This window comes from Flammeovirga yaeyamensis (assembly GCF_018736045.1).
GTDB lineage: Bacteria > Bacteroidota > Bacteroidia > Cytophagales > Flammeovirgaceae > Flammeovirga > Flammeovirga yaeyamensis.
In genome coordinates, this window is the sequence record NZ_CP076133.1 from 2,082,692 (window position 1) to 2,108,556 (window position 25,865).

Below are 25,865 nucleotides of genomic sequence, written 5' to 3' on the forward strand. Positions count from 1 at the left end.
AATGATTGTGAGAAAAGTTGCAGACTGAACGGTATCTTACACGTATTTGATTTATTTCTATTCAGTCTACAACATTTTGATTAATAACCAGGGTTTTGACTTAATAAACCATAGCTGGTATCAATTTCTCTTTGTGGAATTGGAAGTAATAACTTAGTCGCATTGAATGGGAATCCATTGTTTTCAGCAAAATTACCCATCACTTCTTCAGCTTCGCCAAATCTAACCAAGTCATACAAACGATGGTTTTCGAAAGCCAACTCCACTCTTCTTTCTAACATCAAAGCGTCTTTTGTTAAAGTTGCCCCCGCTGCTAATGTTGAAAGACCCACACGATCACGTATCATATTGTAAGCATTTACTGCATCTGCATCTGTTGTTGTCTCAGCACCCGCCATAATTGCTTCTGCATACATTAAATACACATCCGCTAATCTTAGCACAATCCAATCGTTACCACACAAACTATTGTCTGCAGAAGATGTAAGGAATTTCCCCAATTCATTAGCATCTTCAGGGCTATAAAGAACTGCTGCTCTTTCAGTATCGTTTACATCAACATTAGCTTTAAAATCAGCTGTTACATAATTAATACCACTAGTACTACCCAATTTTGTAAATTCATAAGAAAAATCTTGAGATTCTGCTGTATTGTCGTTCAAGAACTGAATAGCAAAAATGATCTCTGAGTTTAACTCATCATAGAAAACATCAGAAAATTCATCAACTAAAGCATAATCACCACTATTCATTACTGATTCTAGAAGTGTTTTAGCTCCAGAATAATCTCCTGTAGTTAATTTTACCTTAGCTAATAATGCTTGAGCAGCTCCTTTCGTAGCTCTACCCTCTTGGATATTACCTCTAGTAGGTAAATTTTCTACTGCATACATTAAATCTGACTCAATTTGAGCATAGATCTCATTGTAAGACCCTCTAGTAGATCCACTTTCATCTCCCGGATTGATAATACCTGTCACCAATGGTACTTCACCGAAGCCTCTTGTTAGATTAAAGTACATTAAACCTCTATTAAAACGAGCTTCTGCTTCGAATAGCTTTTTTGTGGCATCATCACCAACAACATCTAAAGATGCAATAACTTTATTCGAACGATATACCACATTGTACATAAATACCCAATAATCAGATAATGTACCATTTGTTGGCGATACATTCATATGTTCGAATTGTGCCCATTCTCCTTCACTGTTCTTTGTTTTTGTATTATCAGAACGCATTTCTGTTAATGCAAATTCTCTTTGAACAGTATTTTGTAAACCGTCGTAGATAGCGAAAACTGCTGCTTCTACTTCTTCAGTATTGGAATAAAATCCGTTATCACCAATAGCTGAGATTGGTTTTAGATCCAATTGACTTTCACAAGCAGTAAACCCAATAAGTGCTAAAACTGCAGTGATTTTATATATCGATTTTTTGATTAGCATGTTATATTAGAAGTTTAAGTTGATACCTGCTGAAAATGTTCTATGAATTGGAGCTGCACCTCTTTGGTAGCCATAAGTTAGTGGTGAATCTAATCCTTGGTTAATACCTTCAGGATTGTAACCTCTATAATCGCTACCCATGATATAAATTAAGTTTTGTGCTGCTACATATACTCTCATGGAAGAAATACCCACTTTATTTAAAGGTCCTTTCGGCAACGTATATCCAACATTTAAGTTTCTTAATGTGATGTATGAAGCATCCATAACGATATCGTCAGTAAAGATTCTTTGAACCACTTTATCTGCATCCTGGAAGAAGTTTGGATCTGTTTCATCAGTAATATAATCCTGATTAGAACTAAACTGATTGTTTACATATTGAGGATCCATATTTCTAACTTTAGCACCATGTGAACCTTGGAACATGAAGCTTAAATCAAAACTCTTGTAGTTTACTGAGTTCGTTACCGACCAAATTAATTTAGGATAAGGTGATCCTAAGATTGTTCTATCATCTGGATCGATAATACCATCACCATTCAAATCCTTCACATAAATATCTTGCGATTGTCCATTGATTGGATAGAAAGGATTTTTGATATTTTCTAATGGAATCTCTTTTTCAACCACATAACCATAGAAAGATGATACAGGGTGACCTTCTTTTGCAATCCATTCTGCTGGTCGTTTAGGATCTACAGTTGAAATAATACCATCTGCACCTGCCATGCTTACGATTTTATTTTCGTTTAATGACATATTTGCTGTAGTTGACCATTTTAGATCTTTAGTAACTATGTTCGTTGTTCTTACCTCAAATTCAACACCTCTATTTTCTACTTCACCTAAGTTTACAATTGCTTCTTCAAATCCAGAAGCTGAAGCAATAGGTCGACGTAATAATAGATCATCTGAATTCTTTTTGTAAAGATCTACACTTACGCTTAAACGATCTTTAAATAATCCAATATCAATACCAGGGTTGATTTCAATCGAGCGTTCCCATCTTAATTCAGGATTAGATAATGAAGTCTGGTTAAAACCTGAATAAATATTGCCATCTAATACAGAACCTACTGGAGAAACCAAACCAATTGCAGGGTAACGACCAATAATTCTGTCATCACCATCAGTACCAGAAACACCATAACTCATTCTCACTTTTAGGTTACTGATCAATTCACTATCCTTTAAGAAGTTTTCTTGTGAAATTCTCCAACCCACAGAAGCTGCTGGGAAAACACCATACTTGTAGTTATCACCAAATTTTGAACTACCATCTGAACGAACACTTAATGAAACTAAATACTTATCGTTGTAAGCATAATTGGCACGACCAAAGAATGAAACTAATGACTTTTGATTAGCATATGTTTCCGCTGCAGTTACGTTTGTTTGTGGGATAGTTTTCACATAATCAAAGTTATATCCTGCAGCTTCGATTGTGCTACTATTATAATCCCAGAACTCGAAGGCAAATCCACCAACTGCGCTAAAAGAATGATGACCAAATGATTTATTCCAATCTAAAGTTTGTTCTGTTACAAGGTGAAATTCATTTTGACGACGATCGTAAGCTTCCGTACCTGCCTCAGCATTTCTTGTGGCTTTTAAGCCTACAAATCTTGCATCTCTTTGGTTTCTGTAATCTCCACCGAAAGATGATTTAAAGTTTAAGCCATCTGCGATTTTATATTTCAAAAAGATATTTGAGAAGATCTTCGTCTTGTATTTACGTCTTTCTCTTTCTAAAATTTTTGATATTGGAGATACATTTGATGTTGTACTAATGTCAGTTCCACCACTTTCTACGGGCATACCGTTTGTTAAATCGTAGTCATCAAACATTCTTTCCATAGCGTAATCTCCTACTTGTGTATCTGCCCAACGACCACTTTCTCTTAATCTATTTACATAGTTGATAGAGTTTTCGTCAATATACTGAGGCAACCAAGGTGATTGTCTAATTGCATCGTGTAATCCGATAGGGAATTCTCTTTGGTTACTGTAAGAAGGGTTCACGTTCAAACCGAACGTTAATCTTTTGTTTACTTTCGTTTGTACGTTCAAACGGAAGTTGATTCTGTCATAGCTATCTGTAAGTAAAACACCCTCGTCTTTTAAATAGTTACCAGAGATAGAATACTTTGTTCTTTCTGTTCCCCCTCTTGCGGATAACGAGTGCGATTGAATCGTACCACCATCCATCACTACATCGTCCCATGCTGTTTCAGTACCTAATTGTTGAATGTACTTCATACGGTCAGTAAGTTCTCCGTTATTATTATCTTGAACGAAAGAAGTCCATTCACCTACTGTTTTCAATACATCATTTTTTGGTACTGATTTCACACCAAAGTAACCATTATAGCTAAATTTGGCCTTACCTTCTTTACCTTGCTTATTGGTAATCATGATCACACCGTTTGCACCTCTTGATCCATAGATGGCTGCTGAAGATGCATCTTTTAAAATCTCAATCGATTCTACATCGTTCATATCCAAAGTGGCCAAGTAATCCTGATCTACAACAATCCCGTCTACTACAATTAGTGGACTTGGAAATGAAGTGATTGAACCAACACCCCTCACTCTAATTGTTGGTGCCTCACCTGCTGTAGGGTTAGTTTGCTGAATGTTTACACCAGAAACTTGTCCAGAAAGAGCGTCATCAATTCTGGCAGTAGGAATCTGATCTAAGTTTTCATTCTTAACTTTAGAAACTGCTCCTGTTAAATGTGACTTTTTAACTGACCCATAACCAACGACAACAATTTCATCCAGTTGACTTGCTTCTTCCATCAACTGTACATCTAATGTAGTTTGATTACCCACTGCAACTTCTTGTGTTTTGCAACCGATAAAAGAAAACATTAAAATGTCTGTTGATTTTACTAGAAGTGAATAATTTCCATCAAAATCTGTAATTGTACCTTTGTTTCCTTTACCTCCTTTGAGAATAATAGAAACGCCAGGAAGTGAATTGTTGTCCTGATCGACTACCTTGCCTTTTAAGACACGCTCGCTATCTTGTGCGAATGTTTGTCCTGAAAAAAGTACTAGCAAGAGAGTAAATGATAAAAGTAATAATCTTGTGTTCATTTTATTTAGTGAAGAGATTGATAGTACATCAATTAGTAGCGTACCATAATATATATACGCTATAACAATGCGCTATATACTTTTTTGTTGTTAAAAATTGAGAAAATTGGACAGGCGAAATAGGATCACATATAGTGATGTATGTGTTGTTTTATTATATTTATCCTATGGTATTCGAAATGCGGATGATTTTGCCGATGACCCTGCGTTTGAATTGCCTGTTTGGATTAACGTTTCGTTAATCCTTTTTTTTTGTATGATACATTATATCATAGGCATAGTTTATTTTAAAGTTGATAATAATTATATGTCAGTGTTTAATATCCCTTTCAGGTGATTAAACATAGCTTGTTCGGCCAAATCTGGCTCCCTATTAGTTATATGTTCTAGAATTTTATAATGTTCGTCTAATGCCTTGTGAGGTTTATCTCCAATACATACTTCGTTTTCTTTAAAAAACGTAATAATGTCTGGCGCCACAATTAACATTAAAGATTTTAAAACAGAGTTTTTGCTTGCTTCTGCGATTTTTAAGTGGAACATCAAATCGTGTTCTACTGTTTCTTGACCTAACTTTACAGCTTCTTCGTACTCAGATAACGCTTTAGAAATAGAAACGATGTCTTTTTCATCTCTACGCAACGCTGCAAATCTAGCTGTACTTTTTTCGAGAACAACACGAGTTTCAACCAAAGAATTCATATCGTTGCCTTCTAGTTCTAAAACATCTGTGATTAAACCTTCAAGTGCATCAATTCCAAAACCAGCGACTACAGTGCCACTTTGTGGATGAGTTTTTAAAATCCCATAAAACTCAAGCTTACGGATAGCATCACGTACATAGGTTCTACCAATACCAAATAATTCGCTTAATTTTCTTTCGGAAGGTAGTTTATCTCCCGGGTTTAATTGACCGCTAGATATCAATGCTTTCAACTGTTTGATAATTTTATCAACAGGTTTTTCTACTTCTATTTTTCTAAATGTATCAAATACTGACTGTTCCATAATAAATCATTTCATTTTTTGACTGGTCTACCAGTTCTTAGTTTTTCATTTCATAGATTAAATATAATCATCCTTAATCACAAAATGAATGTTTTATTAGAGAAGTTAGTAGTATTCTTAATTTTATCTTTTCGCTCATAATACGCAATGAATAGTGTTTTTTTTCATTTCAAGCCATCATATTTGCACCCCGACTGGGTTACCATAATCTGGTAGACCAATTTTACTAGCTTTAATTTTATTATCCAAATATTCCTCAAAATTTATGTGTCGAAAACACACATATTCTAAAATATCTTTAAATATTACAATTTAGAAACTAAAAAAAGTGATATAAATATCTTTTGATATTCATATCACTTTTTAAAATAACATTGTAAAGCTTACTGCTTATTTTCCTTCAAAAGCAGTATCTATTTTTGCGACAACATCATTAAGGTGCATGCTCTCAATAGATGATGATCTATATCTGTTACTCATAGACTTAGCCATTTTACGAATACTTACCAATTGTGCTCTTGATACCGCTTTTATATCAGATGATGTTTCTTTTTCATCTTTTAATTTAGATATCAAAATATAGATGTGTACTCTTTGAAGCTCTCTTCTGTAAGTATCAATTGATTTACCCGATCTCAATTCTTTCCAAATACTCTTCGTTAAATCATTATTTAATTCAACAATAGAGTAAGCATCGTTAGAAAGTGCAAACTGGTTGACCATTCTTAACTGTCTTGAGTTTTTAAGTAGGTTTTTTAATGTTCGCTCTTGCGACTTTCTAATTTGTTCGACTGTACCTTTGTATTCAATTCTACTTAGAATATCTTGATTGATTAACCATTCTGGAGTAGTAAACAATTGCTTGTCTAGAAAGGCTACTGCACGCTTTTGTTTTTCCTTTGTCACGTTAGTGTACACTGACTTTCCTTCTTCAGTCGTCTTATAATCTATGATTACACCACCGACATTATTTGATACATGACCCATATAACGGTTAAACTGTCCAACAGCAGAATAATAGATTTCAGCCAGATCGTTAAAGAATTCACCTTCCACCTTAGTCCACTCTATAAGGTTTGGTAAAATACGTTGTAAGTTTTTGATACCTAACTCACTTGCTAACATAGCGTCTTCACCTAAATCTTCTGTTTGAGCAGAAGGATCAATAACTGAAGGCCATTGTTGTGCCCCATATCTATTCCATGGATTCTTGTTTTTCTCCTTAATCCACTCATTTAAAGTTGGCTTCTCCGATAGGGCAGATTCTGCTGATGTCAATTTGTAACCATATTCAATCGCCCAATGATCATAAGGTCCAATAATTGGATAAAGTCCTGCCCCTTTATCTTCTGGCTGTGCAACGTAGTTCATACGAGCATAATCCATAATTGAAGGTGCTACACCGTGTTTCTGAACAAAACCTGGAGATCTTAACTGCTCTACTGTGTAATTACAGCTTGATCCCATGTTGTGCATTAAACCAATGGTATGCCCTACTTCGTGAGTGGCTACAAATTCGATAAGTTTACCCATTAATTCGGTTTTGAAGTGAGCTGTTCTTGCTTCTGGGTTCACAGCAGCTGTTTGAATCAAACACCAATTTCTTAATAAGTTCATCACATTGTGGTACCAAAGAATATCTGATTCTAAAATCTCACCTGTTCTTGGATCATGAACATGTGGTCCTTGTGCGTTTTGAATTGGAGTAGTAATGTATCTGATTACTGAATAACGAACATCTTCTGGTGACCAATCTGGATCTTCTTCTTTTGTTGGAGCATCTTTAGCTATAATTGCATTTTTAAAACCTGCTTTTTCAAAAGAGGCTTGCCATGCTTCTACACCTCTTTTTAAATAAGGTCTCCACTTCATTGGAGTAGCCGGATCAATATAATATACAATTGGTTTTACTGGCTCAACCAATTCACCTCTATTATATGCATCCCAATCTTTTGGCTCTAATTTCCATCTAGTGATGAACCTTTGAGTCGCTGCTCTATGTTGATCTAAACTGTAATTCGTTTGTTGAACAGAAAAATAACCAACACGTGGATCGTAATATCTTGGTTGCCATTTTTTTTCTGGCAAAAGAATAAACGATTGATTCATTTCTACTGAAAGTGTCTTCGTTATCTGATTGTCAGGTAATTTATCACCTTTATAAGTTAGGATATGACGTACCTCTACATTCTTAGGGAATGATTTCATAGAAGAAATCATACTTCTGCTTCCATCTAAACCTTTTATGGCAAATTCTTTTCTTTCACGATCCCACATCGCACCAATCATAGCTACATCAGTAGTAAAGAATTTTGTCACATCAAAAACAACAGAAGATGAATCTAATGACAATGCCTCTATATCAAAAGTGAAGACTACGGGTTCGAAGTTATTATTCTTAACTGACTTATAGATAGGTTCTTCTTCTGAAGCAACACTATTATAAGAAACCGAGCGCATCAAAACTTTTTTATCTTTTTGTTCAAAACGGATAACTTGTTGAGGTCTTGATTTCATACCTGCACCACCAAAGTTCAGCCCTTGCACATGACCTGCGATACGAGATACAATCAAGATTTCGTTATCAAAAAGGTCTTTGTTGATTTCGAAGTAATATTTATCGTCTACTTTGTGAGTAGTAAATAACCCTTCTTGAGATGTTGCTTTATCAGTGATAACTTCACTGTATTCCTTATAAGGTCCTTTTTCCTTTTTAGGAGCCGACTCCTCTGTTTTTGCTTTATTTTTTTTCTTGTTTTTTTTCTTTTGCCCGTAAGTAAAGGTACATGCTAAGAGCACACACACTAGGGTTAATAATTTAAAATTATGTTTCATATAGTATTAATAATTGAAATTGTTATTCTAATTGTTTGTTCGATGAATAATACTTTTTTTTCGAGGTCGGGTTTTAACCTACATTTTATAAATTTTAGAAAACTATTAATGAATACAAAATTTGATACTTGATTTTAATAGAATACAACATTTACACTTATTTGTACAACAAAATTAAAAATTGAACATATCATTCAAACAACTCACCTATTACACTGATAATAAGTGATATTCATTTTTTCATCTTAATAGACGTCAAAAAAAGAATTGTTTCAACTCCAACTTAAATAACTTTAACGAATAAATTGGAGATGTATAGTCTATATTCTAAAGAAAATATTACATTTGTGTGTGATTTACTATACTTACAGTGCGACTACTTACAAATGAACCAATTGATTAACATAAATAAATTAATTAGAAACCTGATCATAATATTTTCTTTTGCTATATCGAACGAATTATTTGCTCAAGATTATATTTGGTTTCATTATTTTAATCGGTACAAATTATCTTATAAGTTTTCAATAGATTCTGACATAGGTTGGAGAGAATACTTTGATGCTGAGAGATATCGAGGTCAAATTAGATCTGGTCTGAGATACGATATTAATGCTAACATGTATGCCCGAGGAGGGATTATGTATGTGAATGGTTCTGTAGCGTCAGAAGAAATCCGTTTTTATCAAGATTATGTCTATAGTTTTAAGATAAAAGATATTACCATTCAGCAACGTATACGATTTGAACAACAAACATTTACAGATCCTACCAAAAATTTCAACTTTAGAATAAGGTATAACCCTGCCCTAAAATTCCATTCCCCTATTGGCCACTGGACTTTGGCGGCTGAACCTTTTGTCTCTGTAAAAAAAGATGGTAGTTACATCGGAGCTAATCGTTTACTTGTTGGTATTAAAAACAAGATTTATGGTAATGTACATCTCACCTTGCAATATATAAATGAGCGGGCCTATAGTAAAGCTGAAACAGGATACATTGCAGAAAATCAAATGATTCGTGTAAGAATTGATCATGTAATACATCCTTTGAGGACAGGACCTCTATTTGGACGTAAAAAAAATAGATAAAACTAGATATTATTGTACTCTTTTGAGGTGTAATTTTTTCCCTAAAATAAATGTAAACACCATCAACCTTATAAGAAGTGTTCCGTTATTATGAGTGTAAATTAATTATACCTCATAAACTATAAGATTATGGAAGATTTCGCTATGGATTTTGAAGATCAAATCTTTGACAACAACGACGGTCTATTTGATGACATGGAAGATCTAGACTTCGAAGATTTGAAAGACGAGCTAGACGCTATTGAAAAGTATGATTTAGATATTGATGAAGAAATTTAAAAAGTAAAAGCCTTGTATGACAAAAAATACAAGGCTTTTTATATAGAAAAAAGTGAGTGATTATTGCACTTCTGTCTTTAAAGGAATAAACACCGAATAACTATCTCCCTCCAAATAACTTTTCTTAGCTGCTACGGTCAATACTTTTGGCGTCCCATTTTCTATATATACAAAAGGTCTTTCTAAACGCTTCACATCTACTTTTTCCTTCCCTTTATAATCAAACGACAAGTCCATTACTTTGTAATTTTTGGCTTTATCCCATTGGAATCCATCTACTGAAGTAATTAACCCCATATATCCAAAAGCATGGTATATTCCATAAAAACGTTCCCTTTTATCATCGTACCAAATCACAGGGTCTTCTGCGTTTAAATCACCTACTGCTAATTTAGGTTGAACCTCCCATGGTCCTAGAGGAGTTGGAGAGGTAGCAATAGCTTGTTGTCTAAATATTTTATCTCCCATATCTGGCTTATCCCCTTTAAATAACATCAGATAATAGCCATCGGGGTGTTTGGCTACTGCAGAATTTGACGTAGCATTCACGATTGGTCCGGCAGGCTCAACTATAGGTTGATCTAACCTTTCCCAAGGTCCAAACACACTTTCTGAAACAGCCACTCCTATTCTTTGATTTCTCCTTAAAATTTCTCTTAATTCTTTATGTTCTTTAGGATGATACCCCACCTCAAATAATTCTTCTGAAGTTATTTTTCTATCTCCCGTATTGGTTGACATATAATAGAGATAATATTTTCCATCGAAATATCTAATTCTTGGATTGTGAGCAGTGTAAGCATCCCAATGATCGGCTCCCCTACCTGCTAAAACTTCTTCTACATGTTTATAGGGACCTACGGGATCGTCTGCAATAGCATGAGATATTATACCATGGGTTAACCAACAAAAGAAGCTATTTTCCTTTGGCATTTGAGCATAAAATAAATGGTATTTACCATCTTCTCCTTTTACTATCGATGATCCCCAATTATGAAAGTTGTCATTCTTTAAAATATTCTCCTCACCAACTGGTTGGATCATTTTGGTCAAATCTAAATCGTCTGTATCAATATCACTTGATGCCGACGCATTCGATTGAGTACTAGATGGTTTAGAACACCCAAAAATTAAACCTAAAAAAAATAAGCTTGCGATTAGTCGTTTTGTATATTTCATTTCTTATTTCATCAAAAGTTGTTTATCAAATTTAATCGTTAATTGAATAACCATAAGAGAAGAATTTATCCAAAAAAAGGGTAAAATAATTTGTTAATAGCTAGAGATTGAAGAATCAAAAAAAAATATCATTATTTTTTGAGTATAAAAACGATTTGTCCAAGATAAGTTTATTCTGTGATGATTGAATTTATATTTGTTATTTAGTTATTACAAACATTAAAAACCTTTATTGAAAAGGTTTAATAAACTGACAAACTTAAATTTTTAATGAAATGAACGAATTTAAAAAATTACGAAAACTCTTTCTTTATTCTACCCTTTTATCCTTGATGATTGGATGTAAAATAAAACAAGCACAAACTACTACAGAAGCTCCAAACAAACCAAATGTATTGTTTATTTTAGTAGACGATTATGGGTATAAAGACACTGGCGTTTCTGGAAGTAATTATTACGAAACCCCCAACATAGATTTTATTGCCAACACAGGAATGCAATTCTCCGATGGATACGCAACTTGTCAAGTATGCAGCCCTTCTCGAGGAAGTATTATGAGTGGTCAGTTCCCGGCTCGACATGGAATTACGGATTGGATTGGAGCCCCTACAGGAAAAGATTGGAAGAAAAAATCAGGTAGAGAAAATATTTTACTCCCCCCTGAATATGAGCATCAATTAGATACTGCAATTACAACGCTACCTAAAGCGATGAAAGAAGCTGGATATAAAACTTTCTTTGCTGGGAAATGGCACTTGGGCGATGAAGGCTTTTCGCCGGAAAATCATGGATTTGATATTAATAAAGGAGGTTATCATGCAGGTGGTCCTAGAGGTGGTTACTTTTCTCCTTTTAAAAACCCCAAGTTAGAAAACCGTCAATATGGAGAAAATTTATCGATGAGGTTAGCACAAGAAACTGCAGACTTTATGAAAGCACATAAAGACACTACTTTCTTTGCTTATTTATCTTTTTATGCTGTACATGGCCCTATTCAAACTACTCAAGAAAAATGGTCAAAATATAGAGAAAAGGCGGTTCAACTTGGCGTGAAAGATAAAGGATATGAAATGGGACATTTCTTACCGATGCGTTTAAACCAAGACAACCCTGTTTATGCTGGTCTAGTGGAACAAATGGACGATGCTGTTGGAGTAGTATTGAAGTCATTGAAAGATAATGGATTGGATAAGAATACAATCGTCATCTTTACAAGTGATAATGGTGGTGTAGTCGCTGGAGATGCTTTTTCTACTAATAATTATCCGCTAAGAGGTGGCAAAGGATATCAGTATGAAGGCGGTATTCGTGAACCTTATTTTATTAAAGTTCCTTGGGTAGAAAATAATGGAAAAGTATCTGAAATTCCAGTAACAGGAACTGATTTCTACCCTACTATTTTAGATTTAGTGGGTGCAGATTTAAAACCCGAAACTCATGCTGATGGAGTAAGTTTAAAACCTATCCTTATGGGTGAAGAATGGACTTTAGGAGACCGTCCTTTGGTGTGGCATTATCCTCATTACGGTAACCAAGGTGGTGAACCTTCTTCGGTGATACGTTTAGGGGATTGGAAATATATCCATTATTATGAATCTGAAAAAGTAGAGCTTTTTAATTTAAGGGCAGATATTTCTGAATCGGAAAATGTTGCAGATCAACATCCAGAGATAGTGAATAACCTTCACAAAAAGCTTTTTGATTACCTACAAGAAGTGGGTGCTAGATTCCCTACTGTAGATCCTGATTTTAAAGCAAGCCGTGCTGAAAAACAATTAAAGAAAATGAAAGAGGTGAAAATGAAAAACCTCGAAAAAGAACGTATGAAGATGCTTTCTGAAGACTTTAAACCCAATGCCGATTGGTGGGGCAGTAAAGTAACTTTAGACTAATTTAGATTATTAAAGGGGGTGGTATTAATGATTAAAAGCAAACACAGAATAGTATATTTCATCAGATTACAGTTTATGTGCTCATAATTGACGAATATCGCCCCGTTTGTGACTAGAATATTATTTAAGATTGCATACCAGAAATTGAAATGAATTTTTTAGTATGAAGAAAATAATATCAGTCATAAGCCTAGTTGCTGTTTTGTATTCTTGTAAAACAGCTCAAAACGAAACTCAAGATACAACAGCAAACAAGCCTCCGAATATCATTGTTGTTCTAGTCGATGATTTAGGTTATGGAGATGTCTCATTCAACGGTAGTAAAGACATCCCTACTCCTCACATTGATAGAATTGCGAATGAAGGTGCTAAATTCACTAACGGATATGTAACATATTCTGTATGTGGACCATCAAGAGCCGCATTAGTTACAGGTAGATATCAAGATCGTTATGGTTCATCTAGAAATCCACTTTGGGCGCCTAATGATATCACACAAGGTTTAAGCATTGAAGAAGAGACCATTGCAGATTTCTTGGGTCATGAAGGCTATAAAAGTATGGCTTTAGGTAAATGGCACTTGGGTGGACATAAAGAATTGAGACCTTTAAAAAGAGGTTTTGATGAGTTTTATGGTTTCCTTACAGGTGGTCATAGATACTTTCCCGAAGATTGGACATTATCAGATATTTCTCAGGTAAAATCACAACAAGATGCGTACCGTACGAAGTTATTACATAATAATACGCGAGTGGATGAAAAAGAGTACTTAACAGATGCATTATCAAGAGAAGCAGTAACGTTTATCGAAAATAATAGCGACGAGCCTTTCTTCATGTATTTAGCCTACAATGCACCTCATGCACCTTATCAAGCAACTCAAAAATATTTAGATCGTTTCCCTGATATGGAAGATGGAAAGCGTAAAACCTATTGCGCGATGGTATCTGCAGTTGATGACGGTGTAGGTAGAGTATTAAAAGCATTAAAAGATCAAAAAATTGATGATAATACATTGGTGGTTTTCTTATCTGACAATGGTGGAAAGAAAGGAAAAATGACTGATCAAGGTCCTTTAAGAGGTCATAAGGGTTCTATTTACGAAGGTGGCTTTAGAGTGCCATTTGCCATGCGTTGGCCAAAACAAATTGAAGCAGGAACAGTATATAATGAACCAATAATTGCTATGGATATCGCTGCAATAGCTGCTGAATTTGCTAATGCTACTCCAAAAAATAAATTGGATGGAGTAAACCTGATTCCTTATTTAAATGGAGAAAAAACTGGTACGCCTCATGAATCTATCGCATGGAGAAAATTCGATCAAAAAAGACATGCCGTTCGTAAAGGTGATCTTAAAATGATTGTAGAATTTGATGCTAAGAAACAAAAAGAAAAGGTAAGTTTCTACAATGTTAAAAAAGACATTTCTGAGAAAGAAAAATTGCAACTTTCTAAGGAACAAAGAAACGAGCTGAAAGCAGAATATAGAACGTGGTTAGACCAAATGATCGATCCTACCTATATGGGATTATTGATGGATAAAGCATATTCTGAGAAACATTCTGACCGATTTGAAACGGAAATATATTAACTCTTTAAAAAGGTGTAAACCGTGGTTAGAGAAATAAAACTGTGATTAAACTCTCCATAATTTTTGATAAATAAAGTATCATTTTTTGATCAAAATGAATCATATAGGTAAAATTATACCACTTTTTGATCAATTTACACCTATATAAAGAACAAAAAACAACTACATTTGAAACAAGTGAAATGAGTAATTTTTTAATAGAACAAATGAAACATAATATTTTAATAGGCTTATTAATTTCATTCTTCGCTATAGGGTGTAAAGTAGCCAACGAACAATCAACGGGTGCAACAGAAACTTCATCAAAACCTAATATTATTTTTGTATATTTTGATGATTTAGGATATGGTGATTTAAGTGCTAATGGTGCGAAAGATTTCCAAACTCCTAATCTTGATGGTCTTGCGAATGGTGGTGTAAACTTCACAAATGGTTACGCTTCATCAGCTACTTGTACGCCATCAAGATATGCAGCATTTACTGGACATTATCCATGGAAAAAAGAATTGAAAATTTTACCTGGTACAGCTCCATTAATTATTGATACTGCACAAGTAACTATGCCAAAGATGTTACAAGAAGCAGGGTACAATACAGCTATCATTGGTAAATGGCACATGGGCTTAGGTGATGCAAACAAAGACTGGAACAAACACATCTCTCCAGGTCCTAACGAAGTTGGTTTTGATTATTCATATATTCTTGCAGCCACTCAAGACAGAGTACCAACTGTGTATATTGAAGATGGTAATGTTGTTAATTTAGATCCTAACGACCCTATCGAAATTGATTATAAAAATAACTTTGAAGGTCAACCAACAGGTAAAGACAATCCTGAGTTAACAACAATGAAATGGCATCATGGTCATAATGCTACAATTATCAATGGTGTTCCTCGTATCGGTTATATGAAAGGTGGTAAATCAGCTATTTGGAGTGATGTTGACATGGCAGACCATTTCCTTGATGGTGTAAAAAGTTATATCACGGAGAAATCAAAAGAAGATAAGCCATTCTTCTTAGCTTATACAATGCAACAACCTCACGTACCAAGAACTCCTCACCCACGTTTTGTAGGTAAATCTGGTAAAGGACCTCGTGGTGATGTTATTATGGAAGCAGATTGGTGTATTGGTGAATTGATGAAAACAATCAGAGAAGCGGGTATTGAAGAAAACACTTTGATTATCGTTTCTTCAGATAACGGTCCTGTATTAAACGATGGCTATTATGATGATGCTGTAGAACTAAATGGCGACCATAAGCCGGCAGGTCCTTACCGTGGTGGTAAATATTCTTTATTCGAAGCGGGTACTCACGTTCCATTCTTTACGTATTGGAAAGGTACTATCGAGCCAGGCGTTTCTGATGCATTGGTTTGTCAAATTGACTTATTCTCGTCTTTAGCTACTCTTGTAGGTAGTGATATGAGAGGTCCAGACTCAGAAGATGTAATGGATGCATTCTTAGGAAAATCAACTAAAGGTAGAGAGTCTTTGATCTTGGAAGCGACTACTAGAACATCCTATAGAAAAGGCGACTTCATTTTAATCCCTCCATACAAAGGTGCTAAAGTGAACAAGCAAGTAAATATTGAGTTAGGTAACCTTAAGCATGTAGCTCTTTTCAACGTAAAAGAAGATCCTTCTCAAACAAAAAACTTAGCCAAAGAAAAGCCAGAGTTAGTAAAAGAAATGATGGAAGAATTTTTAGCTAAGAAAGGTAACTATGGTAAGAAAATTCAACAATTAGAGTTGAAATAATATTATCTGAAGCAATATAAATTAAGCTCTGGCAATCTGTCAGAGCTTTTTTTATAAATGATTAAAATAGGTCCATATAGCTTAGAAAATAAAATAACCATGTATTTCTAGGCCTAGAATAGAGTGATAATGTTGTCTAAATTTTTATTTTGTAGACAGCATTGTCACTTTTTGATAGATTAAAGCCAATATAGATGTATTAATGATACCGATATTTGAATAAGTGAAATGAATAATTTTTTTTAAGAAACAAATGAGACGAAATATTTTAATCGGCTTATTGATATCGTTCTTTGCGATAGGATGTAAAGTAGCCAACGAAAAAACAACAGCTTCAAAAGCTGCTAAAAAACCAAACATCATTTTTGTCTATTTTGATGATCTTGGGTATGGTGATGTAAGTGTAAATGGTGCTAAAGATTTTCAAACTCCTAATCTAGATAGTTTAGCTAATGGAGGGATAAACTTTACAAATGGATATGCTTCCTCAGCTACTTGTACTCCATCTAGATATGCATCATTTACGGGACATTATCCATGGAAAAAAGAATTAAAAGTATTAGCTGGTACTGCACCGCTTATTATTGATACAACTCAAGTAACATTACCAAAAATGTTACAAGAAGCAGGTTACCATACTGCAATCATTGGTAAATGGCACTTGGGCTTAGGATCTGGTTACAAAGATTGGAATAAACACATTACTCCTGGTCCTAAAGAAGTAGGTTTTGATTATTCTTATATTCTTGCAGCAACTCAAGATAGAGTACCAACTGTTTATATAGAAGACGGTAATGTAGTGAATTTAGATCCCAACGATCCTATAGAAATTGATTACATAAATAACTTTGAAGGGCAACCAACAGGAAAAGATAATCCTGAGTTAACCACAATGAAATGGCACCATGGTCATAATGCAACAATTATCAATGGTGTTCCTCGTATGGGCTATATGAAAGGTGGTAATTCTGCTATCTGGAGTGATGTGGATATGGCAGATCATTTCCTTGATGGTGTAAAAGGTTATATCACTGAAAAATCAAAAGAAGAGAAGCCATTCTTCTTAGCTTATACAATGCAACAACCTCACGTTCCAAGAACACCTCACCCTCGTTTTGTTGGCAAATCTGGCAAAGGTCCTCGTGGTGATGTAATTATGGAAGCGGATTGGTGTATCGGCGAATTAATGAAAACAATTAGAGAAGCGGGTATTGAAGACAATACATTAATTATCGTTTCTTCGGATAACGGTCCTGTTTTAAATGATGGTTATTATGATGACTCGGAAGAATTAAATGGTGATCACAAGCCATCTGGCCCATTCCGTGGAGGTAAATACTCTCTATTCGATGCAGGTACACACGTTCCATTCTTTACCTATTGGAAAGGAACTATCGAACCATCAGTTTCTGATGCATTGGTTTGTCAGATTGACTTGTTGTCTTCTCTAGCCACTCTTGTAGGTAGTGATATGAGAGGTCCTGATTCTGAAGATGTGATGTCGGCTTTCTTAGGAAAATCAAAAGTGGGTAGAGAATCATTGATCTTAGAAGCTACTTCAAGAACTTGTTTCAGAAAAGGTGATTATATTTTGATTCCTCCCTATGAAGGTCCAAAGTACAATAAACATGTGAAAATTGAATCTGGTAACGTTGAAGAAATAAGCCTTTTCAATATCAAAGAAGATCCTTCACAATCGAAAAACATTGCTAAAGAAAAGCCAGAATTAGTAGTAGAAATGATGGAAGAATTTTTAGCTATGAAAGGCAATCATGGCAGGCAATTTCAACAATTAGAGTTGAAATAATATTTCTTCGCCATTCTATGGTAAGGAGGATGTCTCAAAATTCAATAAAACCTCGTATCATAAGCTCCGGATTTAAATCCGAGGCTTATGATACGAGGAAAAGTGGATAAATGAGACATCCTCCTTTTTTATTCTTTTGGTTATCAGACAATAAACTGTAAATAGTACACTTTTATGTTATTATTTACTAAATATATGCTAATGAAAACTTTATCTGTGCTCATAAATCAATCAAAATTACCCTTAATTAGCATTTATACTTAATAGAGAAATCAACCAGCTAGCAAGATCACTCTATTTTTTTGACAGGCAGAAAATGAAATGAAATGAGCCTGTGATTATTTATTACTAATAATAATTTACTATGAAAAAATTATACTCGTGGAGTTTAATTATTACTCTACTCTTCACTCCATATCTCTATGGAGAAAGCCTAACAACATCTACAGAAAATAACATCTACTATTTCAGTGCTGATGGTGATGATAGCAACGACGGAAGTATTGAGTCTCCTTGGAAAACTTTAGAAAAAGCATCAGAAATTGCTCAATTACAATCAAAAGGTGGACTTTTAGCTCCCGGAGATCAAATGCTATTTAGACGAGGTGATACTTTTGAGGGGAAACTAATTGTATTTGCTCAAGGTACTGAAGCTGCTCCTATTACAATAGGTAGTTATGGCACGGGTGAGTTACCTATCATTTCTGGTTCAGGAAATATTCCTAACGGTGATAATTTAGAAGCAGTAAAACTGACGAACACTCCTTACTTAATTATGGAAAACCTTTGGATCAAGAACGATAGAAAAAACAAAGGGAATATCACTTGGGGCTCTAACACGTCAATTGGTATCAAAGTATATGCTAACAAGTGGGGTGGCGTAATGAAAGGTCTGATTTTTAGAGGACTGAAAATTACAGATGTTTTCGGTATTGATATGATCGACTACCAGGGAAACTTCACTTTAGATTATTATACAGCTCACGGTATTTTCTTTGATTCTGAAGCGAATGATAAAACGGTTAGCCCTATCAAAGAAATTGGTATCGAAGATGTTTTAATTGAAGATTGTTACTTCTATAACTTGGGTTCTAGAGGTGTGCATGTACGTCACCTATCAAACATCAGAAACAACCCTATCGACTCTGAAGATAGAAACAAGAACTTTGTGATTCGAAACAATGTATTCGAAAAACTAGGTGGTGATGCCATTGTTTTTGCATCAGCTTATAATGCTTTGGTAGAAAAAAATGATTTTATAGATCTAGGATGGGGTGACCATAAATCGTCAACCGACCGTTATTTTGGTAGAGGTGAAGGATGTTGGATTTGGGATACTAGAAATATTATTGTTCAATTTAACAGACAATATAGAGCACGTGGTTTTGGAGATACTTATGGTGCTGGTGGACATATTGACTTCTTCTGTAAAAATGCTATCTATCAGTACAATTATAGCGAAGACACGGAAGGTGGTTTTGTTGAAATCTTAGGAGATTGTGTGAACAGTACTTTCCGTTATAATGTCTCTAAAAATGATGGTTTTAGAGATCATCATGGATTTTCGATTTGGGTATCTGGCTATGTAGGTTCTGGTGAAACACCTGTACGTTCAGATAGTAATTTTGTCTACAACAACACAGTGTTATTGAACAAGAGCGGCTATACTCCTGACATCTCAATTTTTGCAAAGAATACCTACATCTACAACAATATATTTAAGGTCATAAATGGTGCTAGTATTGGTGCAGATGAGGTAATGATTGATATTGAAAATGGTAGTGAATTATTAGTAAGCAACAACCTATTCTACGGTAATGTTTCTAATGCCTTCATGAATCTTGATAACAATAAAATTACAAGTCAAGATCCTCAATTCATGGATGAAACAGCCACAGATATTGATGGTTTCCAATTGAAAGAAAATAGCCCTGCCCTTAATAACGGTAAAGCATTTCCTGAACCTTCTTTCCCTATGGCCGGTCAAGGTATTTTTGAAAACATCTCTCTTCATACAGCCACTGATATTTATGGCAATCCAGTAGACGTCAAGAATTTGATTCCTAACATTGGTGCGGATAATAAGCATAATATCGGTTTACCTAGTGATGCTGTTCGTGTAACAGGTGTTAGCTTATCTCCTATCACATCTTCTCTTGAAGCTGGAGAAACTTGGCAAGCAACAGCTACAATATCCCCTGCAAATGCATCTGTCCAATCTGTATCATGGTCAAGTAGCGATGAAGCTGTTGCTGATGGCAATGCGACAATTACAGTGACCACTTTAGATGGTCGTCATACTACATCGGTGAATGTTTCTGTCGGTGAGGTACTTTATTCTTTAGTATTAAATGGTGATTTCGAAAATGATTAACCGATTGGAATACTTGGAACAATCCTCAAATTGTATCCGATAGTTATGAAGGTGATAATGCTGTACAAATGGTCGATAAAGCCTCAGTGAATCAATGGATTACTGTTGAACCTAATACGAATTATATCTTATCCGCTTACGTAAAAATTAGCGATACTTCGAAAAGAGTCGTTTTAGGAGTAAATGATAGTGACAATAAAAAAATTGAATCTAAAGATATTTACACAGGAACATACACGCGTCATGAAATCGCATTTGAGACTGGAAGCAATACTTCGGTAAAGGTATTTGTTTGGTTACCACCTAGTGATGGAGCCACGGTAAAAGCAGATCAAATCGAGTTATTTAAAATCCCTGCTGGTGATATTGCTGTCACTGGAGTTTCTATCTCATCACAAACATCTCCTCTATTCGTTGATGATAAATTGACATTAATAGCGGATGTTTCTCCTTCAATTGCTACAAATAAAAATGTAGGTTGGAAAAGTGACAATAGTGCTGTAGCCACAGTTTACAATGGTGTTGTGACCGCAGAAGGTATCGGAACAGCGACTATTACTGCGACTACTGAAGATGGTGGATTTATAGCGACTACACAAGTAACTGTGTCACCTTCAAGTATCTCCACTTTCCTTAATGGCGATTTTGAAAATGGATTAAACCACTGGAATACATGGCAAAATGTGGTCGCATCTACAAGTGGTGCATACGATGGAACTGCCGCTAAATTAACAGGTCCTGCATCAGTAAATCAAACAGTCACTGTTGAAGCAAATACCACTTACACTTTTGCTGGATATGTTAAAGTTGAAGACCCACAAAACGCGAGTGTGGTATTGGGTGTAGATGATATGAATAAGCAGAATATGGCCAATAATTATATAGATAATACGAGGTATACTTATCATGAAGTAACATTTACAACAGGAAATAACCAAACTGAAGTAAAAGTGTACTTATGGAGACCTCAAGGAGCGGTTCAATCTGCTTACTTAGATAACGCTATCCTTTATGAAACACCTACTTCAGGAGGAAGAACAACTACTTTATCACTCTACCCTAATCAAGATGAAGTGCAGATTTACCCTAACCCATCTAATGGAATCATTACTATTAATGCTTCCAATTGGGAAGGTCAAAAGTCGGTGGAAATCATCAATATATTAGGACAAGTCGTTCTACAAGCAGATGTTAAAGATGAATCGACATTGTCTTTAACTCACTTGAAAAAAGGAACTTATCTTGTTCGTGTAACGAATGAGTTGGGTAATATAAAAGTGAAGAAGATCATATTGAAATAATATAAAAAATAAGCCCTGGCGATATGTCAGGGCTTATTTTTTATTAATGGATTATCAAATACTCTTTTTATTTGAAGCTTACTTCAAAAGGAACTCCACCTTTCAAATTCACTATTTGATGTTTTCCCTCATATATTATCTTCACCTCCTTATCATTTGATGATTTTCGACTACTTAAACCAACTTCCTTTTCTCCCACATTGGTGTTCGATATATGCCATTTTTCAAATTTACAAAGTAGTATAACACTAAGCACGTGTTAACAAATATTACACTATATATAATCTATTAAGTGAAATTATATATATATCTTTAAATTTGTAATACAAACTATTAGTCTCAAAAACCCTATTATTCAGTACTTTTATCAAAATAAGATATTACTTTTTAAAGAAATTGAATAAATATATTTTCAATATTCTGTTTTAGAAGTAATGAGTAAAGCTTCTTTTTGATACTAAAAGTTAATTTTTTTATTTATTAATACCATGAAACTAAAAACAGCTAACCTATTTTTTTTAACTTTTTCTTTAATTGTAACATTTAATACAACTACTCAAGCCCAATTGGGACGTAGACTCGTAAAAAAATTAAATAGTGCAATTGAAGGTACTAAAACAACTTCTTCTGATCAGAAAAGAGATAATTATTCAAAACGGATAACAGAGCCTTATCAAATTACATTTTCTAACAAGCCAGACGATGATCTAAATAAAGATAATAATACATATATTGAAGAATATATTTTTGGGGATAATTTATTCGTTTTATCTCATCATGGGGAAAACCCTGATGAATATAATACTATTGATCTAGAATACAGTAAATATGGTCTTGATGTAAGAGATGGAAGATATAGGATTCATAAATGGCCTTATTATAGATTATCACTTAATGGTACAGAAATTAAATGGTATAATGATATTTCTATTAGGTATGCTGTATTTAGAGGAATTCAATTCACTAAAAGACCAATTAAAGGAGCAGATATTAAATCATTTTTAGAAGCAAGTAGAGAATTATATATACAAGCTTACGAGGATGGTAACTTGGTACCAGGAAAATTAGATTTAAAAGTAGAAATAGTTTTAACTCATATACCTAAAAAAGATCAAGAGATCGTCTTTGCTGAAGGAACAATACCAGTAATAATCACAAAAGAAGCTATAGATGATGCGATTAAGGGACCATTTTTATCGTTCCCAAAATCAAAAATGGATGATGAAAAGCTGATTAAAGAAATCATAACTTTAGGTCAAGAATTTATTGATTCTAATTATTGGGACTACGAAGTTGTAGATGCTTCAATAGAACTAAATGCTTGGGATGTATATAAGCATCCTGAAACAGGTCAGATTTTAACAAGGTGGTTACCAACAACGCTCAAATTGAAGGACACTAAGGGAAAATTTTATCGATTAAGTTATGATGTATATCAATCACACTTAGGAGGAGGAAAATTCGATGTTACTACTCAAGATCAAGATAGATTAGGTAAGGGCAAAGAGAAAAAAATTAAAAGGATAATTTGTGAGAACTAGTGTTGAACAAAAGCTACGCTAGCTTAGGTCCTCAAATTCTTAGGTTGACTCATTTATCTATGTTCCTCGTATCATAAACCGAACTAATTCTAGGGCTTATGATACGAGGTTTTATTAAATTATGAGATACCCTTTTATTTTTTATTAATAGATGATCAAATACTCTTTTATTTGAAGCTTACTTCAAAAGGTTCTCCTCCTTTCAAATTCACTATTTGATGTTTTCCCGCATACATTACCTTCACCTCTTTATCATTTGATGATTTAACGATTGCTTTCACTAACCTCCCTTTCTCCCACTCTACATCAATTTCAAAACCACCTCTGGCTTTTAACCCTTTTATATAACCATTTTCCCAAGTAGATGGTAAGGCTGGAAGTAACTCTATGTTACCTTCATGAGATTGTAATAGCATTTCGGCAATACCTGCTGCTGCTCCCATGTTTCCATCCAATTGAAACGGAGGGTGTGCACAAAATAGATTGGCATAGGTTCCCCCACCCTTGCTTTTTATTCCTTCAAATTTTACTGGGTAAAGCAAACGTTGAAATAATTTATAGGCTCTGTCTCCATCTTTTAATCGTGACCAGAAGTTGATTTTCCATGCCAACGACCAGCCTGTTCCGTTATCTCCTCTAGCATTTAAACTTACTTTTGCCGCTTCAGCTAAATCGGGTGTTTTATTTAGTGTGATTTGATTTCCTGGATGAAGGGCATATAAGTGAGACACATGCCTGTGTGTACTTTTTGGATCATCTACATCTTCCATCCACTCTTGCAATTGTCCCCAGGATCCAATGGTTGGTGGGGCAATCTTATCCTTTAATTGTTGCAATTCCTCTCTAAAATCTTGATCTATCTTTAAGATCTCACTTGCTGTAATACAATTCGAAAATAAATCCCACGCTATTTGATGATCCATCGATGCTCCTTTCGAAATCCCTCCATGTTCAGGAGAGTAAGAAGGATAGGAAACTAAGTAGCCATTTTCGTTTTCAGTTAAATAATCCACCCAAAATAAAGCTGCTTCTTTCATTATAGGATAGGCTTGAGTTTTCAGATACTCCTTATCTTGTGTAAAAGCATAATGCTCCCATAAATGTTGAGAAATCCACCCTCCGCCAGCAGGAAAAAAGCCCCAAGGAAAGCCCCAGCCCGATGAAGTAAATCCGAATGGATTGTTCATCGTACTTACCGTCCACCCTCTCGCATTAAAAAACTCTTTGGCCGATTTCTTTCCAGGCTCGACTAAACTTTCGATATAATCATTTAATGGTTCTTCGCATTCACTCAAATTGGTCACCTCAGCCGGCCAATATAACATTTGCTGATTGATGTTCATATGATAATCTGCAGCCCACGCAGGGTTCGTACTATCATTCCATTTTCCTTGCAAATGCAAAGGCATACTTCCAGGTCTTGAACCTGATATCATTAAATATCTACTGTATTGAAAATACAATTGTTCCAGCCAAAGGTCTTTTACTCCAGATGCATATTGTAACAGTCTTTGTTTGGTTGACATTCCGATATACTCGTCATCACCCAAATGCAAATCGACTCTATCAAAAAGGTTTTTATAATCCTCTCTATGTTCCTCCTTAATGGTCTCATACGATTTCCCTTTTACCCATTGTAAACTCTTTGTATTTTCCTTAATAAAATCGTTTCCTTTATATGTTGGGTAATCGTTTAGATAATCGGTAGATGCCGCATGATACATCACAAAATAAGTAGCTTTAGTGATTTCAACCTTCCCATTATCAAAACTGATTTTACCATCAGTATCAAATTTCAAACAGGTCTCAAATAGCATCTTATTATCACTTACTTCACCTTGGAAAGAGTAGGTATTTTTCTTCCAAGTTTCCTTCACTTTAGTGTGAGGTGATACTAATTGAATAGTGTAATTTTCCGGTAGCTTACTTTCAAATTTATACACCATCAATTTTGATGGATAATGACCAAAATACGTTCTTTGGTAAGTATTCTCCCCTACTTTATAAGTGATCGTACCTTCAGCATTTTTTATATCTAAGACTCTTTGATAATCTTCTACTTTATCAGAGTGTTTGGTTGTTATAAAGAGTTCACCCATCGTCTGTTGAGCTCCATAATCACCAAAATCACTCAAATACTCTTTATTATGATTAGTCACTCCCGTTAACTCTTTCTGAGCTAATTGATGTGCCTCATTTAACTTACCTTCGTCAATTAGTCTCCTCACTTCAGAAAGATGTTTCCATGCTCCTTCACGAATACCAAATTGATAGTTTTCGTTACTTCCAGGACCACCTGCCCAGAGGGTTCCCTCTGAAAATTGAATACGTTCTTGATGTATCCCGCCAAAAAACACGCTTCCGATAAAGGCATTTCCCAAGGGTAAGGCTTCCGATTCCCAATCTTCTGCGGGTTCAAAATATAGGAGTTGTAATGTATTGTTTTCTTGTGCCCAGCAGACAGGACTTGATAACAAGAAAAATAAGGTGAAGTAATGTAAGTAATATCTCATTTCGGTTTAGTTTATTTATTATTTAGTCTCAAAAAATATTGGTTCGTTCCGACATCTAAGTTCTAAAATTATCTTTAGAAATCAATGTTTTTTTACTATATAAAAATGGACAATAATATGATTATTACTGCCCAT

At 34.6% G+C, this 25,865-nt stretch carries 15 protein-coding genes; 9 read left to right on the top strand and 6 right to left on the bottom strand.

The window, feature by feature from the left end; translation table 11 throughout:
• Nucleotides 1-80: 80 nt before the first annotated feature.
• The 4 genes from KMW28_RS27990 to KMW28_RS28005 form a co-directional block, all read right to left on the bottom strand.
• Complete coding sequence (locus tag KMW28_RS27990) at nucleotides 81-1,448, bottom strand: RagB/SusD family nutrient uptake outer membrane protein (RefSeq protein WP_169666676.1); 1,368 nt, start codon at nucleotides 1,446-1,448, stop codon at nucleotides 81-83.
• Between the two features lie 6 nt (nucleotides 1,449-1,454).
• On the bottom strand, nucleotides 1,455-4,553 hold the full coding sequence (locus KMW28_RS27995) for a SusC/RagA family TonB-linked outer membrane protein (RefSeq protein WP_169666680.1): 3,099 nt from the start codon (nucleotides 4,551-4,553) through the stop codon (nucleotides 1,455-1,457).
• A gap of 303 nt (nucleotides 4,554-4,856) precedes the next feature.
• Nucleotides 4,857-5,561 carry a FadR/GntR family transcriptional regulator gene (locus KMW28_RS28000; RefSeq protein WP_066215695.1) on the bottom strand — a complete coding sequence of 235 codons (705 nt, stop codon included), beginning with the start codon at nucleotides 5,559-5,561 and terminating at the stop codon, nucleotides 4,857-4,859.
• A gap of 390 nt (nucleotides 5,562-5,951) precedes the next feature.
• Entirely contained in the window at nucleotides 5,952-8,396 is a 2,445-nt protein-coding gene (locus KMW28_RS28005; RefSeq protein ID WP_169666683.1) for a zinc-dependent metalloprotease, read from the bottom strand.
• A 386-nt stretch (nucleotides 8,397-8,782) separates the two neighbouring features.
• On the opposite strand from KMW28_RS28005, the gene KMW28_RS28010 reads away from it, so the two are divergent.
• Together KMW28_RS28010 and KMW28_RS28015 are read left to right on the top strand one after the other, a co-directional pair.
• Nucleotides 8,783-9,487 carry a DUF2490 domain-containing protein gene (locus KMW28_RS28010; RefSeq protein ID WP_169666685.1) on the top strand — a complete coding sequence of 235 codons (705 nt, stop codon included), beginning with the start codon at nucleotides 8,783-8,785 and terminating at the stop codon, nucleotides 9,485-9,487.
• A gap of 129 nt (nucleotides 9,488-9,616) precedes the next feature.
• Complete coding sequence (locus KMW28_RS28015; protein WP_169055552.1) at nucleotides 9,617-9,766, top strand: hypothetical protein; 150 nt, start codon at nucleotides 9,617-9,619, stop codon at nucleotides 9,764-9,766.
• Between the two features lie 60 nt (nucleotides 9,767-9,826).
• Here KMW28_RS28015 and KMW28_RS28020 read toward each other — a convergent pair whose 3' ends face one another.
• Complete coding sequence (locus tag KMW28_RS28020; protein WP_169666687.1) at nucleotides 9,827-10,945, bottom strand: glycoside hydrolase family protein; 1,119 nt, start codon at nucleotides 10,943-10,945, stop codon at nucleotides 9,827-9,829.
• 275 nt (nucleotides 10,946-11,220) lie between these two features.
• Here KMW28_RS28020 and KMW28_RS28025 point away from each other — a divergent pair, with 275 nt between their 5' ends.
• From KMW28_RS28025 to KMW28_RS28055, 7 genes are all read left to right on the top strand, one after another.
• Nucleotides 11,221-12,837, top strand: a complete 1,617-nt coding sequence (locus KMW28_RS28025; protein WP_169666689.1) for a sulfatase — start codon at nucleotides 11,221-11,223, stop codon at nucleotides 12,835-12,837.
• Nucleotides 12,838-13,000: 163 nt separating this feature from the next.
• Nucleotides 13,001-14,431, top strand: a complete 1,431-nt coding sequence (locus KMW28_RS28030; protein WP_169666691.1) for a sulfatase-like hydrolase/transferase — start codon at nucleotides 13,001-13,003, stop codon at nucleotides 14,429-14,431.
• Nucleotides 14,432-14,637: 206 nt separating this feature from the next.
• The gene (locus KMW28_RS28035) at nucleotides 14,638-16,194 is read left to right on the top strand and encodes a sulfatase-like hydrolase/transferase (RefSeq protein ID WP_169666735.1); all 1,557 of its coding nucleotides are present in this window, start codon (nucleotides 14,638-14,640) and stop codon (nucleotides 16,192-16,194) included.
• Nucleotides 16,195-16,447: 253 nt separating this feature from the next.
• Nucleotides 16,448-18,001: a sulfatase-like hydrolase/transferase gene (locus tag KMW28_RS28040; RefSeq protein WP_169666693.1), complete on the top strand. Its 1,554-nt coding sequence runs from the start codon at nucleotides 16,448-16,450 to the stop codon at nucleotides 17,999-18,001.
• Nucleotides 18,002-18,365: 364 nt separating this feature from the next.
• Nucleotides 18,366-20,375, top strand: coding sequence for an Ig-like domain-containing protein (locus KMW28_RS28045; protein ID WP_169666696.1), 2,010 nt, complete (start codon nucleotides 18,366-18,368; stop codon nucleotides 20,373-20,375).
• 29 nt (nucleotides 20,376-20,404) lie between these two features.
• Nucleotides 20,405-21,676 carry a carbohydrate binding domain-containing protein gene (locus tag KMW28_RS28050; RefSeq protein ID WP_394369919.1) on the top strand — a complete coding sequence of 424 codons (1,272 nt, stop codon included), beginning with the start codon at nucleotides 20,405-20,407 and terminating at the stop codon, nucleotides 21,674-21,676.
• 488 nt (nucleotides 21,677-22,164) lie between these two features.
• Nucleotides 22,165-23,217 carry a hypothetical protein gene (locus tag KMW28_RS28055; protein ID WP_169666700.1) on the top strand — a complete coding sequence of 351 codons (1,053 nt, stop codon included), beginning with the start codon at nucleotides 22,165-22,167 and terminating at the stop codon, nucleotides 23,215-23,217.
• Between the two features lie 167 nt (nucleotides 23,218-23,384).
• On the opposite strand, the gene KMW28_RS28060 is transcribed toward KMW28_RS28055, so the two are convergent.
• Complete coding sequence (locus KMW28_RS28060) at nucleotides 23,385-25,730, bottom strand: glycoside hydrolase family 95 protein (protein WP_169666703.1); 2,346 nt, start codon at nucleotides 25,728-25,730, stop codon at nucleotides 23,385-23,387.
• Nucleotides 25,731-25,865: the final 135 nt, after the last annotated feature.

Coding starts and splice junctions, on each gene's coding strand:
- KMW28_RS28060 (WP_169666703.1), bottom strand. CDS start 25,730: ATGAGATATTACTTACATTACTTCACCTTATTTTTCTTGTTATCAAGT.
- KMW28_RS28015 (WP_169055552.1), top strand. CDS start 9,617: ATGGAAGATTTCGCTATGGATTTTGAAGATCAAATCTTTGACAACAAC.
- KMW28_RS28030 (WP_169666691.1), top strand. CDS start 13,001: ATGAAGAAAATAATATCAGTCATAAGCCTAGTTGCTGTTTTGTATTCT.
- KMW28_RS27995 (WP_169666680.1), bottom strand. CDS start 4,553: ATGAACACAAGATTATTACTTTTATCATTTACTCTCTTGCTAGTACTT.
- KMW28_RS28035 (WP_169666735.1), top strand. CDS start 14,638: ATGAAACATAATATTTTAATAGGCTTATTAATTTCATTCTTCGCTATA.
- KMW28_RS28055 (WP_169666700.1), top strand. CDS start 22,165: ATGAAACTAAAAACAGCTAACCTATTTTTTTTAACTTTTTCTTTAATT.
- KMW28_RS28010 (WP_169666685.1), top strand. CDS start 8,783: ATGAACCAATTGATTAACATAAATAAATTAATTAGAAACCTGATCATA.
- KMW28_RS28025 (WP_169666689.1), top strand. CDS start 11,221: ATGAACGAATTTAAAAAATTACGAAAACTCTTTCTTTATTCTACCCTT.
- KMW28_RS28040 (WP_169666693.1), top strand. CDS start 16,448: ATGAGACGAAATATTTTAATCGGCTTATTGATATCGTTCTTTGCGATA.
- KMW28_RS28005 (WP_169666683.1), bottom strand. CDS start 8,396: ATGAAACATAATTTTAAATTATTAACCCTAGTGTGTGTGCTCTTAGCA.
- KMW28_RS28045 (WP_169666696.1), top strand. CDS start 18,366: ATGAAAAAATTATACTCGTGGAGTTTAATTATTACTCTACTCTTCACT.
- KMW28_RS27990 (WP_169666676.1), bottom strand. CDS start 1,448: ATGCTAATCAAAAAATCGATATATAAAATCACTGCAGTTTTAGCACTT.
- KMW28_RS28020 (WP_169666687.1), bottom strand. CDS start 10,945: ATGAAATATACAAAACGACTAATCGCAAGCTTATTTTTTTTAGGTTTA.
- KMW28_RS28000 (WP_066215695.1), bottom strand. CDS start 5,561: ATGGAACAGTCAGTATTTGATACATTTAGAAAAATAGAAGTAGAAAAA.